Origin of the sequence: Streptomyces flaveolus (assembly GCF_044765825.1) — a bacterium.
GTDB lineage: Bacteria > Actinomycetota > Actinomycetes > Streptomycetales > Streptomycetaceae > Streptomyces > Streptomyces flaveolus.
In genome coordinates this window covers 68,101-81,769 of sequence record NZ_JBIWKU010000002.1, presented here as the reverse complement: position 1 = coordinate 81,769, position 13,669 = coordinate 68,101, and the positions used below count along the sequence as shown (strand labels likewise).

12 protein-coding genes are annotated in these 13,669 nt (G+C 71.7%); 6 read left to right on the top strand and 6 right to left on the bottom strand.

What is annotated here, in order from left to right; translation table 11 throughout:
- The first annotated feature begins 214 nt into the window (after positions 1–214).
- From ACIRG6_RS05415 to ACIRG6_RS05405, 3 genes are read left to right on the top strand one after another with little or no spacing between them, the layout of a single operon-like run.
- Positions 215–778: a hypothetical protein gene (locus ACIRG6_RS05415; RefSeq protein WP_403320871.1), complete on the top strand. Its 564-nt coding sequence runs from the start codon at positions 215–217 to the stop codon at positions 776–778.
- A complete protein-coding gene (locus tag ACIRG6_RS05410; protein WP_403320868.1) occupies positions 778–1,917 on the top strand; it encodes a hypothetical protein in 1,140 nt (379 codons plus the stop codon). Before ACIRG6_RS05415 ends, ACIRG6_RS05410 begins: the two co-directional genes overlap by 1 nt.
- Positions 1,918–1,921: 4 nt before the next feature.
- Positions 1,922–2,413 (top strand): hypothetical protein, encoded by a 492-nt coding sequence (locus ACIRG6_RS05405; RefSeq protein WP_403320867.1) that lies wholly within the window; start codon positions 1,922–1,924, stop codon positions 2,411–2,413.
- Between the two features lie 88 nt (positions 2,414–2,501).
- Here the strand turns inward: ACIRG6_RS05405 and ACIRG6_RS05400 are convergent, their stop codons facing one another.
- A complete protein-coding gene (locus ACIRG6_RS05400; protein WP_403320864.1) occupies positions 2,502–3,173 on the bottom strand; it encodes a hypothetical protein in 672 nt (223 codons plus the stop codon).
- A gap of 776 nt (positions 3,174–3,949) precedes the next feature.
- The gene (locus tag ACIRG6_RS05395) at positions 3,950–4,705 is read right to left on the bottom strand and encodes a DeoR/GlpR family DNA-binding transcription regulator (protein ID WP_318219438.1); all 756 of its coding nucleotides are present in this window, start codon (positions 4,703–4,705) and stop codon (positions 3,950–3,952) included.
- Between the two features lie 48 nt (positions 4,706–4,753).
- Between ACIRG6_RS05395 and ACIRG6_RS05390 the strand changes: the two genes are divergently transcribed.
- Positions 4,754–5,137, top strand: coding sequence for a DUF4406 domain-containing protein (locus tag ACIRG6_RS05390; RefSeq protein WP_403320861.1), 384 nt, complete (start codon positions 4,754–4,756; stop codon positions 5,135–5,137).
- Positions 5,134–5,808 (top strand): NUDIX domain-containing protein, encoded by a 675-nt coding sequence (locus ACIRG6_RS05385; protein ID WP_365021979.1) that lies wholly within the window; start codon positions 5,134–5,136, stop codon positions 5,806–5,808. Before ACIRG6_RS05390 ends, ACIRG6_RS05385 begins: the two co-directional genes overlap by 4 nt.
- Before the next feature lie 331 nt (positions 5,809–6,139).
- On the opposite strand, the gene ACIRG6_RS05380 is transcribed toward ACIRG6_RS05385, so the two are convergent.
- The 3 genes from ACIRG6_RS05380 to ACIRG6_RS05370 form a co-directional block, all read right to left on the bottom strand.
- Complete coding sequence (locus tag ACIRG6_RS05380) at positions 6,140–8,452, bottom strand: FdhF/YdeP family oxidoreductase (RefSeq protein WP_403320859.1); 2,313 nt, start codon at positions 8,450–8,452, stop codon at positions 6,140–6,142.
- Positions 8,453–8,487: 35 nt separating this feature from the next.
- Entirely contained in the window at positions 8,488–9,081 is a 594-nt protein-coding gene (locus ACIRG6_RS05375; RefSeq protein ID WP_403321798.1) for an SRPBCC family protein, read from the bottom strand.
- A gap of 1,329 nt (positions 9,082–10,410) precedes the next feature.
- Positions 10,411–10,632 carry a hypothetical protein gene (locus ACIRG6_RS05370; protein WP_403321845.1) on the bottom strand — a complete coding sequence of 74 codons (222 nt, stop codon included), beginning with the start codon at positions 10,630–10,632 and terminating at the stop codon, positions 10,411–10,413.
- A 219-nt stretch (positions 10,633–10,851) separates the two neighbouring features.
- Between ACIRG6_RS05370 and ACIRG6_RS05365 the strand changes: the two genes are divergently transcribed.
- Positions 10,852–11,322: a hypothetical protein gene (locus ACIRG6_RS05365; protein ID WP_391985620.1), complete on the top strand. Its 471-nt coding sequence runs from the start codon at positions 10,852–10,854 to the stop codon at positions 11,320–11,322.
- A 919-nt stretch (positions 11,323–12,241) separates the two neighbouring features.
- Here the strand turns inward: ACIRG6_RS05365 and ACIRG6_RS05360 are convergent.
- The gene (locus tag ACIRG6_RS05360) at positions 12,242–13,639 is read right to left on the bottom strand and encodes an MFS transporter (RefSeq protein ID WP_403320856.1); all 1,398 of its coding nucleotides are present in this window, start codon (positions 13,637–13,639) and stop codon (positions 12,242–12,244) included.
- Positions 13,640–13,669: the final 30 nt, after the last annotated feature.

The following is a 13,669-nucleotide window of genomic DNA, read 5'->3' as shown; positions in this document are numbered from 1 at the left end:
TTGACGGTACCTGCAGCGACGCTAAGGCCTAGACCTGCACACGTCAGGTCTAGACCTGCGTGGAGGTGCCTGTGCGGGCGGGCGCCGGCCCTGCCCGCCCCGCCGAGCAGGGCGGCCTCCCCGGCCCCTGACCGGGCGCGGCAGGCCGCAGCGATGTGATCACCTGGCGCTCACCATGATTTCCTGAGGGGCGGCACCGAACGGGGGATCACACATGAGCGAAGGCAGAACCGCAGGAAGTGACGGCAAGACCACGGGGGACGACCGGCTTCCGGAGCCGGACGGGGCGAAGCTTCCGCTGTCCCCGGACGAGATCGAGCGGCACAAGGTCCTTCCCGGCTGGGAGGGCCACTACACCGCGCCGCCCGCGGACAGCACCACCGACCCGCTGAACCGGCCGCAGCTGCTCCCGGGCCCTCCCGGCCTCCTGCGCCCACCGCCCGCCGGCGGACGGCCGGTCGACCTGAACATCGCACCGGGAGTGCTCAAGAAGGCCGCCGGCCGGATCGACGACATCTACGACCACTTCTACAAGCCGGCCGCGACGCTGGAGGAACCCGCGCTGAAGGCGGTGGGCGCGCTGGAGGGCCTGGAATCGGCGCGGGCCGTCCGCCTCGCCCACCGGCAGTGGGAACGGCAGGCCGGCACGGTCACGGCATGGCTCGCGCACATCGCCGAGAGCCTGCGCCTCAGCGACGGCAGCTACACCCAGGCGGACATGGCCGTGGAGCAGACCGCCGGCCGGGTGCGGCTCCGCTCGCCGCTGGAGGACTACTGATGGCGCAGACCTTCTACCTCACCCTGCTGGCCGTGGACCTGTCGGCGCTGGACGGCCTGGCGGACCGCTGGGAGAGCATCCACCGCGACATCAAGGGCCTCGGCACACGCATGCACGACGAAGCGCTCACGCCGCTGCGCGACAAGGGCTACTGGGAAGGGGCGGCCGCCCCCTACGCCTGGAAGATGATCGACGACATCGAGCGCCGGCTGGAGAGCGCCGCGAAGGTGGCGGACGCGGCCCGACGCGTCGTCGAGGACGGCGTGGGCGATCTGAGGTCCGCCCAGAAGGACCTCAAGGACGCCGCCCGGCGGGCCACGGAGAAGGGCCTGCACATCACAGCGGACGGGACGCTGTCCCCGGACGTCATCGGCAGCGTCTGCAAGGCCGAGCTGACCGACGACGAGAAGAAGACCATCGAGGCGGCGGACCGGGAGATCGCGCAGATCCTCAAGCGGGGTGTCACGGCCGACCGCAACCTCGCCTTCAGCCTGATGGCCGACATCGGCCTGGGCCGGTGGTTCAACGACGAACCGGGACTCACCGACATCGACTCCACGAAGAAGATCAGCGAGGACGCGTACAACGCGCTGGACCTCGCCCTTCAGGGCAAGAACCCCTATCCGGGGCTCAGTTCGGACGACCCGTACTCGCTGGGCCGGGACTGGGTGACCGGCGACGGCGCCCGGCACCGCGACTACTACTACGGCGACGAGATGACCGAGCTGATCAGGTCCAGCGAGAGCATGGAGCAGCTGCGGCTGGACACGCTGGAGCAGTGGCGGTCCACCGGCCGGCCGCAGGGCAGCGTGGCGTACTCGATCTCGGAGAGCGGCAAGCTGGGGGCGTTCAAGAAGCTCCTCACCACCGACCTGCCCGCCATCGTCACCGGCGACGAGGACCATCTGGGCGAGGCGTTCACCGGCTCCTACAACCTCAACTACACGGTCAGGGGCCAGGACCCCGACGGCTCCCTGGTCGTCGAGTACACCCTGAAGAACAACACCAGCAACGCGTCGTTCCTGCACTACATCGGCTACTACGACTGGCTGGAGAAGACCAACCGCGAAGAGGGCGTCTTCTCGTCCGTGGACCAGAAGATCATCTGGACCGAGCGCATTGCGGCGAAGGAGAAGTGAGCCGGTGTCCCGAGTACGTCTGCCGGCGGCCGCCGCCGCGCTGGCACTGCTGACCTGCCTGCCGGGCTGTTCCTCGGCGCCCACCGCCGTCGACGCCTGCATGGGGAAGCAGGCGGTCGGCGCGACCTCCGGGCAGCTCGCCGGCACCTACCGGGGCGAGGGCGACGCGAAGGACGTGACGCTCACCCTGAAGGCGTCCACGACCAAGCCGGGCAGCGGCACGGTCACCGTGCACCACTGGCCGACCGGTGACTGGTACCGGAGCGAACTCGGCGAGAACTTCGACGGCTCCGGCACCTGGTCCGTCGTGCAGGGCGGCACCCCGGCCACCGAATTCGCGCACGTGTCCCTCTCCTTCACCGCGCCGCAGCGCTTCCTGGACGGCGACACCCTCGACTCCCTGTCGATCGCCGACGGCGACGGGCGCACCTACCTCTACGCGGGCGACGACCCGGACGTCTGTCCCGCTTTCCGGCTGCGGCTCCAGAGCGGCTGAACCCGCCGCACCGGGCGCCGGTGGTCCCGGCCGGGGTGGCGGCCAAGGCCCTTGCCGGCCCGTGGCTCCCGTCCCCGCCGACGGCACGTCACCAGTCGACGTGCGCCTCGATCCAGTGGTCCAGTCCCGCCGCGTCGTCCGCGGGCGGCAGCTCGGGGGCCAGGCCGAGGGGAGAGGCGGCCAGTTGCAGATGGGTGAGGTAGCCGTACGGGCCGTTGTCCGCATGGGGGCCCACGATCACGGCGTGCGTGGCGGTGCGCCAGATCCGGTGGGGCATGGGCGGGCCCGTCACCACGGCCGCGTCGCTGGTGACCGTCCGCTCCGGTGCGGCCCCGAGGCGGGCGGCGATGGCGTCCGCGGCCCGGTCGAGCACCTCGACGCACGCCTCCACCGTGGACGGGCGCCTAACGGTCCAGCCCGGGGCCCGGCCCCAGTCGTCCACGAGGTCACCCAGCCAGGGCATGTTGTCGAGGTCCTCGTCGTCCGGGTCGACTGGATGGAGCTCGCCGAACGCCAGGAAACTCCGCGCCGTCGGATCCCCGAACGGGGCAACGCCCTCGGTGCACAACGGATGCCCGAAGCCCCTGCGGTAGGAGTCCGTCAGGCATTCGTGCCCCCATCTCCAGCCGCGAGCGCGCAGAGCGGTGTCGAGCGCGTCGAAGTCGTCCGCAACCGCGGGCTGTTGCGGCAGGGCAAGGAACTCCGCCACGGCGGCCTGGGTCAGGAGGCAGTGCGCCAGTGCGTGCACGGGGGAGGGCATGGGGTCAGGTGAGGACGTGCCTGCGGGGCCTGGTCGAACCGCTGCCCGAACCGCAGCGCGCCCCGCCCTCAGCGGTAGGGCCCTCACCGGCGTTCCAGGCTGTCGTACACGTAGTCGTGACCGCAGCCGAGCTTCCATGCCCGGGAGCCGACGGACCAGGTGAGCGGCAGCCCGGCCGGCCGTTCGCCGCGGGCCGGGATGCCGCGCCGGGCGGGGGAGGGGTACCGGGCTTCTGCGTCGGGGTGGCGGAGCCCGAAGGCCGCTCGGAGGCGGGGGTGCCGCCCGGGCCGGGTGAGGCACCCCGCCGCTCAGGCGCCCTGGCCTGCGCCGTACCGGAGACCGTCGGACCGGTGACCCGGTCAGGGCCGTCGGCGGACGTCCGGCAGCGTGGACAGGGCTCCGGGCGTCGCGAGCACGGCACAGACGGAGGCCGGCCCGGCCACGAGACGTCTGCGGCGGCGGTACCAGGGGCGGCGGGGGGAGCGGGGGCGCAGGAGCGCCGGGCGGTCCGGGCGCAGGGCCCGTCCCGGCGTCCTGGCTGCTGGTGGCCTTCGGGGCCGTGCCCGCTCCGTCCGCCGCGTCGTTCACGGCGTCCGCCACCGTGGCGTCGGGCGCTCTCCGCGACGCCGCTCCTGCCCGAGTGCGGTGACCACCGCCGCGTCGAAGTAGCTGCGGGATCACCTTCCACAGCAGCGCCGTGGGCCAGGTGCCGGTCCGCGGACCGGCGGAGCGACGTGCGTACGTGCCTGCCGGCCGAGGGGGTAGTGCGGCTCTCATCAGGCCACGAGGACCTCCACGCCGAGTGTCTCCAGCTGCCCGACGACCGTGTCGTGGGGATCGGCGTCGGTGATCAGCCCGGTGATCTTCTCCCAGGGCAGCACGCGGTACGGCGAGGCCGTACCGATCTTCTCGCGGGAGGCGAGGATGTAGGTGTCCGCGGCCCGCGCGGACAGGGCGCGCTTCATCGCCGCCTCCTCGGCGTCCCCCGTGGTCAGTCCGGCCGTGGGGTGGACGCCGGTGACGCCGAGCAGGCACAGGTCGGCGGAGACGTTCTGCGCGGCCTCGACCGCGGCGGCGCCGCAGGTGACCGCCGAGTGCTTGAAGACGCGTCCCCCGAGGAGGAAGAGCTCCGCCCGCGGGTGGTCGATCAGTGCCGTGGCGATCGTCGGACTGTGGGTGATCACCGTGCAGGCGAGGTCCTTCGGGAGTGCCCGGGCCACGGCGAGGGCGGTGGTGCCGCCGTCGAGGATCACCGAACCGCCCGGCCGCACCAGCGAGGCGGCCACTGAGGCGACTTTCCGCTTGCCGTCCGGGGCCACCGCCTGCCGGGCGTCGTAGTCCACCACCGCGGGAGACGCGGGCAGCGCGCCGCCGTACACCCTCTGGCACAACCCCTCGGCGGCGAGATCGCGAAGGTCGCGCCGCACGCTGTCCTCGGAGATGCCCAGGTCGGCGGCGACGTCCTTGGCCACGATCTTTCCCGTGCGGGCGAGCAGACCGAGCAGGTGCTCGCGCCGTTCAGCAGCCAGCATTCACGTTCCTTCCTGTTCTTGCACGATTCTGCATGTATCTTAGCCGGTATGACCGACAACCCCATGCTCATCCTCATCGCAGGCCCCTACCGTTCCGGCACCGACGGCGATCCGCAGGCCATGGCCGCCAACCTCGCCCGCCTGGAAGCCGCGGCCTGGCCCGTCTTCGCAGCCGGCCACATCCCCGTGATCGGCGAGTGGATCGCCCTGCCCGTCCTCCGCTCCGCCGGCGCGGGCCCCACCGACCCCCTCGCCGACCAGGTGCTCTACCCGACCGCCGAACGGCTGCTCACCCGTTGCGACGCCGTGCTGCGCCTGCGGGGCGAATCCGCCGGTGCCGACCAGGACGTCGCCACCGCCCGCCGCCGCGGCCTGCCCGTCTACCACGACGTCGCCGAGATTCCGCACCGCACCCTGCAGGAGACCAGGTGACGGGCCGCCCGGGTGTCGACACCCCCGATCACCGCGGACGCACCGGCCTCGACCTCGCCGGACGAGACCTCGACCGCAACCCCGGCGTCCGGATACGCGACGTCGAACTCACCTCCCAGGGCTGGCACGTCCTGCGCCGCACCACCTTCGACTACCGGCGCCGCGACGGACGGTGGCAGACCCAGCAGCGCGAGACCTACGACCGCGGCAACGGCGCCGTCGTTCTGCCTTACGACACCGAACGCGGCCGCATCCTGCTCACCCGCCAGTTCCGCTACCCGGCCTACGTGAACGGCCACCCCGACGGCATGCTCATCGAGGCGGCGGCCGGACTGCTCGACGAGGACGACCCGCATGCCGCGATCCGCCGTGAGAGCGCCGAGGAACTCGGCGTCGTACTCGGCCCGCTCACCCACGTGCTCGATGCCTACATGAGCCCGGGCTCCGTCACCGAGCGCCTCCACTTCTTCGCCGCCCCCTACACCCCCGCCGACCGGACCGGCACGGGCGGAGGGGTCGCGGAGGAGGGCGAGGACATCGAAGTCCTCGAACTCCCCTTCGCCGAGGCCCTCACCATGGCCCACGACGGACGCATCACCGACGGCAAGACCATCATGCTCCTGCAATGGGCAGCCCTGCGCGGGCCCTTCGCCCGCCGGCAGAACGTCTGAAGGTCCGCCTTCGCCGGACGCGCCCAGGAAGCGGAGCGTTCGGTTTCCGGGCTGGACGGCTCGGGTGCCTCCCAGCCCGCCTCCTCGCCGCCCAGGAGCGCGGAGCCGGCGGGCAGCACCTGCGCGCGCTGGCCGCCGAACCGCTCGGCGGTCTGCTTCCGCCACGGCGGCCGCCGCGGTGCAGGCCCCGAGGCCGAGTACGTCTCGGCGGCCGGACACTTCTGCGGGGGCGGCCTGCGCCGGCTGCACGAACGCCCCGCACTCGGGCCGCCGGCACGTCACCGCCTTGCCTCCGCGGGCCCCGCCCGGCGTACGGCCGTCCCGGTCCCCGTCAGACGGGTGCCGGCCGGGACCGGTCGCCCGCGGGTTCCAGGCGGACGACGATGCCCTTCGACGTGGGCTGGTTGCTCATGTCGGCGACGCTGTCGAGCGGCACCAGGACGTTCGTCTCCGGGTAGTAGGCGGCGGCCGAACCCTTGGCCGCCGGGTAGGACACGACCTCGAAGTTCTCCGCCCGGCGCTCGGTGCCGTCCTCCCAGACGCTCACCAGGTCCACCCGGTCGCCCTGCGCGAGGCCGAGTTCGGACAGATCGGCCGGGTTGACCAGGACGACGTGGCGGCTGCCGTGGATACCGCGGTAGCGGTCGTTGTTGGTGTACGGGACGGTGTTCCACTGGTCGTGCGAGCGCAGGGTCTGCAGCAGCAGGTGCCCCCGGGGGGCCAGGGGAACCACCCGCTCGTTGCAGGTGAACCGGGCCTTGCCGGTCTCGGTCCTGAACACGCCCTCGTTGACCGGGTTGGGCAGCTGGAAGCCTCCCGGACGGGTCACCCGGGCGTTGAAGTCGTGGAAGCCCGGCACGATCCGGGAGATGCTGTCCCGGATGGTGTTGTAGTCGCCCTCGAACCTGGCCCAGGGGATGTCCCCCACACCGTCCACGGTCAGCCGGGCGAGCCGGCACAGGATGGCGACCTCGCTCAGCAGCATCCGCGAGGCCGGTTCGAGCCGCCCCTGGGAGGTGTGCACCTCGCTCATGGAGTTCTCGACGGTGACGAACTGCTCACCGTCGGCCTGGACGTCACGCTCGGTGCGCCCCAGCGTCGGCAGGATCAGGGCGGTGTCGCCGCAGACGGTGTGCGAGCGGTTGAGCTTGGTGGAGATGTGGGCGGTCAGCCGGCACGAACGCATCGCCTTCTCGGTGACCTCGCTGTCGGGCGCCGCGCGCACGAAGTTCCCGGCCAGGGCGAGGAAGACCTTGACGCGGCCCTCCAGCATCGCCTTGATCGACTTCACCGAGTCCAGGCCGTGCGGGCGCGGCGGGTCGAAGCCGAACTCCTTCTGCAGGGCGTCCAGGAAGATGTCCGGCATCTGCTCCCAGATGCCCATGGTGCGGTCGCCCTGGACGTTGCTGTGCCCGCGCACCGGGCAGGCGCCCGTGCCCGCACGCCCCAGATTGCCGCGCAGCATCAGGAAGTTGACGATCTCCCGGACGGTGGGCACCCCGTGCTTGTGCTGGGTGATGCCCATCGCCCAGCACACGATGACGCGTTCGCTGCCGAGGACCTCGTCGCGGACCTTCTCGATCTCCTCGCGGCTCAGTCCCGTCGCCGCGCGCACGTCGTCCCAGTCGACGGTGCGGGCGTGCCGGGCGAAGTCCTCGAAACCGGAGGTGTGGGCGTCGATGAAGTCGCGGTCCAGGACGGTGCCGGGACGCGCGTCCTCCGCCTCCAGCAGCAGCCGGTTCAGGGCCTGGAACAGGGCGAGGTCCCCGCCCGGCTTGATGTGCAGGAAGCGGTCGGCGATCTGGGTGCCCCGCCCCACGACCCCGCGCGGCTTCTGCGGGTTCTTGAACCGCCGCAGCCCCGCCTCCGGCAGCGGGTTGACCGCCACGATGCGGCCGCCGTTGCGCTTGGCCTCCTCCAGGGCCGACAGCTGCCGCGGGTGGTTGCTGCCCGGGTTCTGCCCCACCAGGAAGATCAGGTCCGCGTGGTGCAGGTCGTCGAGACTCACGGTGCCCTTGCCGACGCCGAGAGTCTCGTTCAGGGCGAAGCCGCTGGACTCGTGGCACATGTTGCTGCAGTCGGGCAGGTTGTTGGTGCCCAGGGCCCGGGCGAAGAGCTGGAAGACGAAAGCGGCTTCGTTGCTGGCCCGGCCGGAGGTGTAGAAGACCGCCTCGTCGGGCGAGTCCAGCCCTTGGAGTTCCTGCGCGAGGACGCCCAGGGCGTCGTTCCAGCCGATGGGCTCGTAGTGGTCCGACCCGGGCCGCTTGATCACCGGCTCGGTGAGCCGGCCCTGCTGGTTGAGCCACATGTCGGAACGGGCCGCCAGGTCGGACACACGGTGCTCGCGGAAGAAGTCGGCGGTGATCCTGCGCGTCGTGGCCTCGTCGTTGATGTGCTTGGCGCCGTTCTCGCAGTACTCGTTGCGATGGCGCCGGCCCGGGGCGGGATCCGCCCACGCGCAGCCGGGGCAGTCGATCCCGCCCACCTGGTTCATGGTGAGCAGATCGACCCCGGTCTTGCGCGGGGAGGTCTGCTCCAGGGAGTACTCCAGCGCGTGCACGACGGCGGGGACCCCGGCCGCCCACTTCTTCGGCGGTGTCACGGAGAGAGAGGTCTCCGGCTCCTGACCGGACGGGTTCTGCATCGCTTGGCCTTTCTCTTGCCGTGTGGGTGGGCGGGTCAGCCGACGGGCCACTGGGCGACACGGCTCCTGGGCGGTTCCGGGGTGTCGTGCTGGACGCGTCCGTTGCGGATGGTGCCGCGCCAGGCACCGCCCTCCTGGCCGAGCCCTTCGATGAAGTGCGTGAAGTTGACCAGTTCGGCGCGCACCAGCCGGGAGGCCGGCCCCGTGACCCCGGGGGAGCGGGTGAGGACCTTCACGGCCCCGTGCGGCCGCAGGAGCACCCGGACCGTGATCGCGGTGCCGCCGGACCCCGTGGGCCTGAACTCGACCTCGCCCTCGTGGGTGGGGTGCTGCCCCAGACCACGCCAGGCCAGGTAGGCATCGGGGTCCTGCTCCACGATCTCGACCGGGAAACGGTGGCGCAGCAGGCCGTAGCCGATGGTCCACGCGGTGACGGTGGGCCTGACCTGCTCGACGTCGCGCACCACGGCCGAGAAGCGCGGGAACGTCTTGAACTGCGTCCACTGGTTGTACGCCGTGCGGACCGGCACCGCGACCTCGACCGTCTCCTCGACGTGCCACTCACGCAGCGGACGGCGGCGTGTGACGCCGTCGCCGCCGGTGCGCCCGTCGTCCTCTTCGTGCGCCATCATGGTCCTTCTTCCGGTGTCGGAGCCGGGCGCCCGGGCACCCGTCCTCCCCTCATGCATCAGGGCACCACTTCCGGTTCCCCGATCCCGGGTTTCGAGTCACCCGACCGCACCGGCGTCCCCGGGCGGGGACCCGACCTCGAGAAGAGCGCCGCACCCCAGGCACCGGAGGGAACGCCGCCCGGGCTTCTCCCGTGGTCCGGCGGGCACCTCCAGCTTCACCCCTGGACACGGCCACCCGCCACTGACCCTGCCCCGGCAGGCGGACAGGTGGCAGGCGGCCGCGCCCCAGCAGCGCCGCTCCGCCGTCGCCGCCGCGCCCCGCTGGCCGAGGGATGCGCCCCGGCGGCGTCAGCAGCCCTGGGAGAGCACGAGGAGCTCGGCGCACGTGCATCCGGCGTGGACGAGATCGCCGCAGCGCCCGGTGATCCGGCCGTACTCCCACGACGAGACCTGGCCCGTCAGCGCCTATGGGTGTCACGACTGCGCCCCCCACGAGGCCGCTGATCACGCACAAGGAGAAAGCCTGCACCCAGGTCTGCGCGATGGTCACCGGGGACGCCGGTTCCCACGGCCTTGCTGCGCTGCGGTCACGTCATCCACTCCATCGCCTGGGCGCCGGTGGGTCCGGCCGGTCATGCGGAAGGTGGCGAGGCCAGGCCCGGTCACAGCGGACGTGAGAGCCGTGAGACCGCGCTGGAACGCCCGCTGTGCCTTGGCGCCCTTCGCCGCACGAGCGGCTGCCGGAACGGAGGGGGCGCCTCAGCGGGCTGCACACCCAGCCCCGACAGCCGCTCACGCTAATGGGCTGCCTCCACCCGCTGGAGATGGATGACGACGTCGTGCGTCTTTGCGAGCCGGATCTGCGGGGCGTCCGCGATCCCGGGGTGGCTGGCGCCGATGTTCTTGACGGTGTGTGGTGCGGCGAGCCAAGCGCGGGCCGCCGCCGGAGTGCTTCCCCAGCGCGCGGATGGCTACGGCTTTGAAGCCGTAGCGCCACAGTGCTTCGCGCACGACCGTGACAGCCTGCACCACCTCGGCCGCCGCTCCCTCGGGAGCCTCGCACTCCAGCACGGGGACACCCAGATGTCACTGCTGCGGATGTCCGCGCCTACGCCGCGACCATGATGCGGGACGCCAGCACCGGCCAACTGCGCTCGGAAGGCGCAGCAGCAATCCACGACGTCCCCGGACGTCGACAAGGGGTCACACCCGCTGAAGCCGCCCGAACGCTTTTCCTTCCGCTGACCAAGACATCGAAGGAGGCGTGTATGGCGGACCGGCCGCCCGGGTCGTCGTCCGCGTCCGGGGCGGGGGCCGGCCCGGCGGTCAGAGGTGGGAGAGCTCGTCGACTAGGTCGTCCAGGCCCAGGGAGCCCTGGGAGAGGGCGGCCATGTGCCACTGTGGGCCCGGCTCGACCACCTGCAGATCCAGAAGTTCTGGGCGGATCAGGGCTTCACCGGCCGCTTGGTCGATCGGACCGCCCAGATCCTTGGCCGCGAGCTGCACATCGTCTGTAGAGACCCTGGCCAGCGCGGCTTGCAGGTCCAACCCAAGCAGTGGGCGACCGAGGGGGAGTGTCCGCGTCGGCGAGCAGGGCCGCGAGGATCCGTGCCCGCGGTCGCTTGTCCGAACGGATACCGGACGGTCTCTGACCAGCCCGGACAGGACCGATGTGTCCGGGACACCGGCGAACCCTTGTCGCGGTTATCCGACGACCCAAAAATCCAACGGAAACGTCAGCCAGCGGACGGAGCAGGGGGAGACGGTATGAAGCCACTCAAGGCAGCAGCGAACGTCGCTGCAGGAGTTGCGGCCTGCACGCTCGTGATCTTCGGATCGCAACCGGCCCACGCGGTCACCTACAGCGTGGCTGCGTACAGCGCGAACGGCGCGAGCCACGGCGAGGGCGTGTATCGCTACTTCCAACCCGGCGGAGAGTGCGACTACGCCAGCTACCAGGCCGGCTTCAGCGGGTCGATCGCGGACGTGAAGCGGTTCGACACGTACGGGGCGGCGCTCAAGGTGACGTACCAGCGATGCACTGCGAGACCGTCGGGAACCATCCAGTGGGAGTACCAGGAAGAGATCATCGGCTACAACGGCCCGAGTGGGACATGGCCGGACCGGACCACGGTCAGCGAGACGTGGGCCGATGTCAAGGACGTGCACTTCTTCACCTGCAACTGGAACCCCTCCACCGGTACGGTCGGCACCTGTGCCCGGATGACGAAACAATGAGCTCTCTCACGTGACCCAGGACCGGGTGACGGAGTGCGGCAGGTCCCCCCTGACCTGCCGCACTGCAACTGCCCTGCGCCCGGTCCCGGTGGGCCCATGGTCGGAAGGCGTTGGACCGTCGCCGGTTGGCGCAGACCTTGTCGTACGCGACGGCAGAGGCGAGCGGGGTGCCGTCAGTGCTGCCCGTGGCAGCGCGAGCTGGCTGTGGGCGCGGCCGTTGGGGGGCGATGGTGAGCGCGGAGAGGTAGGAGCCGCGCCAGATGATCCGCACGGCTCTTCCCGGACCGGCGATGTGGCGCCTTGCCGCGGCTGCCGGACGGATTGATGGGTGGGCGGGGCCCGCATGCTCCCGAGCCGGGCGCGGGCCCCGTCCGGCCTGTTAACCACCGACTACCTCACCGGACGATGACCCCCACGGCTGACCGGTGATGAGGCCGCCGTGTGGCTGCCGGACGCGGATGACGGGCGGGAGCTCCGCACCTCGGCCCCTCGAGCCGGTGGTTAACCGTACGCATGGCGTACGAACCGAGAACATATGGCGGCCCATTCGCCTGTCCGCTGCTCCCACGCCACCCCCAGGTCCCGCAGCGCCCCCAGTTGCTCCGAGGCGTACAGACACCGGCGCGGCTTCGCCGTCGGCCGTGATCTGTTCTGCGTGAGCCCGGGGGACTGGCCGCTGCCCTTCCCCGCTTGACCCACTGCGTCAGGGCCGCCAGCCCTCGCTGGAACGCCGCCTGCTCGGCGCCTTCTTCGTACGTGTGGCCCCCGGGGCGGAAGAAGGCCCTCAGCGGGCTGCACGCCCAGCTCCGGAAACGACAGCGGGGCCGGACAGGATGTTCCTGTCCGGCCCGAGGATGACTCCCACCACGGTGAGGGGCACGGTGATCGCCGCGGCTGCGGTCGTCACATTCTGCTTGGGTCAGGCCTTTTGGGCTGGGATCAGCCACAGGGAGATGAGGGCGGAGGCCGCGGCGATGCCCGTGGCGACGAGGAAGGCGTTGTCGAATCCGGTCGCTGCGGCGGTGGGGGTGTGGGCGGCGATGCCGGCGGCTGCGGCGCTGGATACGGCGGCGGCGCCTGCGGAGGCGCCGAACTCGTGGAAGGTGCTGACGATTCCTGAGGCCACCCCGGCCTCGTGCGGGGCGACGCTGCCGAGGGCGGTGGCCGAGGCGACCACGAACAGGGCGCCCAGACCGGCCGCGGCGATACTCACACCGGTGACCATGGCGGCGGTGCCGGACCAGAGGACTGGGACGAGGAATCCGGCTGCCGCGAGGACCAGGGCCGCCGTTGCCGGCAGCCGGGCCCCGAGGCGGCCGATCACGCGGCCGACCGCAGTGGCGGCAGCCATGGTCACCAGCGCCACCGGCAGGAACAGCACCCCGGTCATCAAGGCGCCATGGCCCTGGTGGTTCTGCAGGTAGAAGGAGCCGAGGAAGAAGACACCCACCATCAGGGCCGTGGCCACCGCGATGATGAAGATGCCCGCCAGTACCGGGCGCCGGCCGAGCAGGCGAAGGTCCATCAGCGGTGCCGCCGCCCGGCGCTGCCAGGCGGTGAAAGCTGCGTAGGCGGCTGCCGAGGCGGCGAACAGGGCGAGGGTGAGGGCATCGAGCCAGCCGTGGTCGCCGGCACGGATCAGCGCGTAGATGAGAGCACCGGTGGCCGCGGCGACGAGAGCGGCGCCGGGCACGTCGAGGGAGCCGGCGGCCGCCTTGGGCAGGGTGGGCAGGATCCGGGCGAGTACGGCGAGTACGGCCAGGCCGACGGGGACGTTGATGAAGAAGACCCAGGCCCAGCCGGGCCCGGCGGTGATCAGCCCGCCCAGCAGCACGCCGAGGGCGGCGCCGCCGCCGCCGAGCGCCGACCAGATACCCAGTGCCTTGTTGCGTTCGTCGCCGTCGAACAGTCTCACCACGACCGACAGGGCCGCCGGCGAGAGCATCGCGGCGCCCGCGCCCTGGGCGATCCGGGCGGCCAGCAGCAGGGGAGCGCCGGTGGCCAGTCCGGCGGCCAGGGACGCGGCGGTGAACAGGGTGAGCCCTGCCAGGACGACGCGCTTGGCGCCGAACAGGTCGGCGGCCCGGCCGCCGAGCAGCATCAGGCTGCCGAAGGTGAGGGCGTAGCCGCTGACCACCCAGGTCAGGGCGGCGCGGTCCAGGTCCAGTTCGGCGCCCATGTGGGGCAGTGCGATGGCGACCACGGTGATGTCGAGGATGAGCATCAGCTGGGCCAGCCCCAGCAGGCCGAGGACCGGCCAGCGCCGTGGATGGGGTGCCTGCGGGGTGCGTGTGCTCGCGGTTTCCGTGTCACTCATGACGCTCACCTCTCGACGGCTAATCCGTAC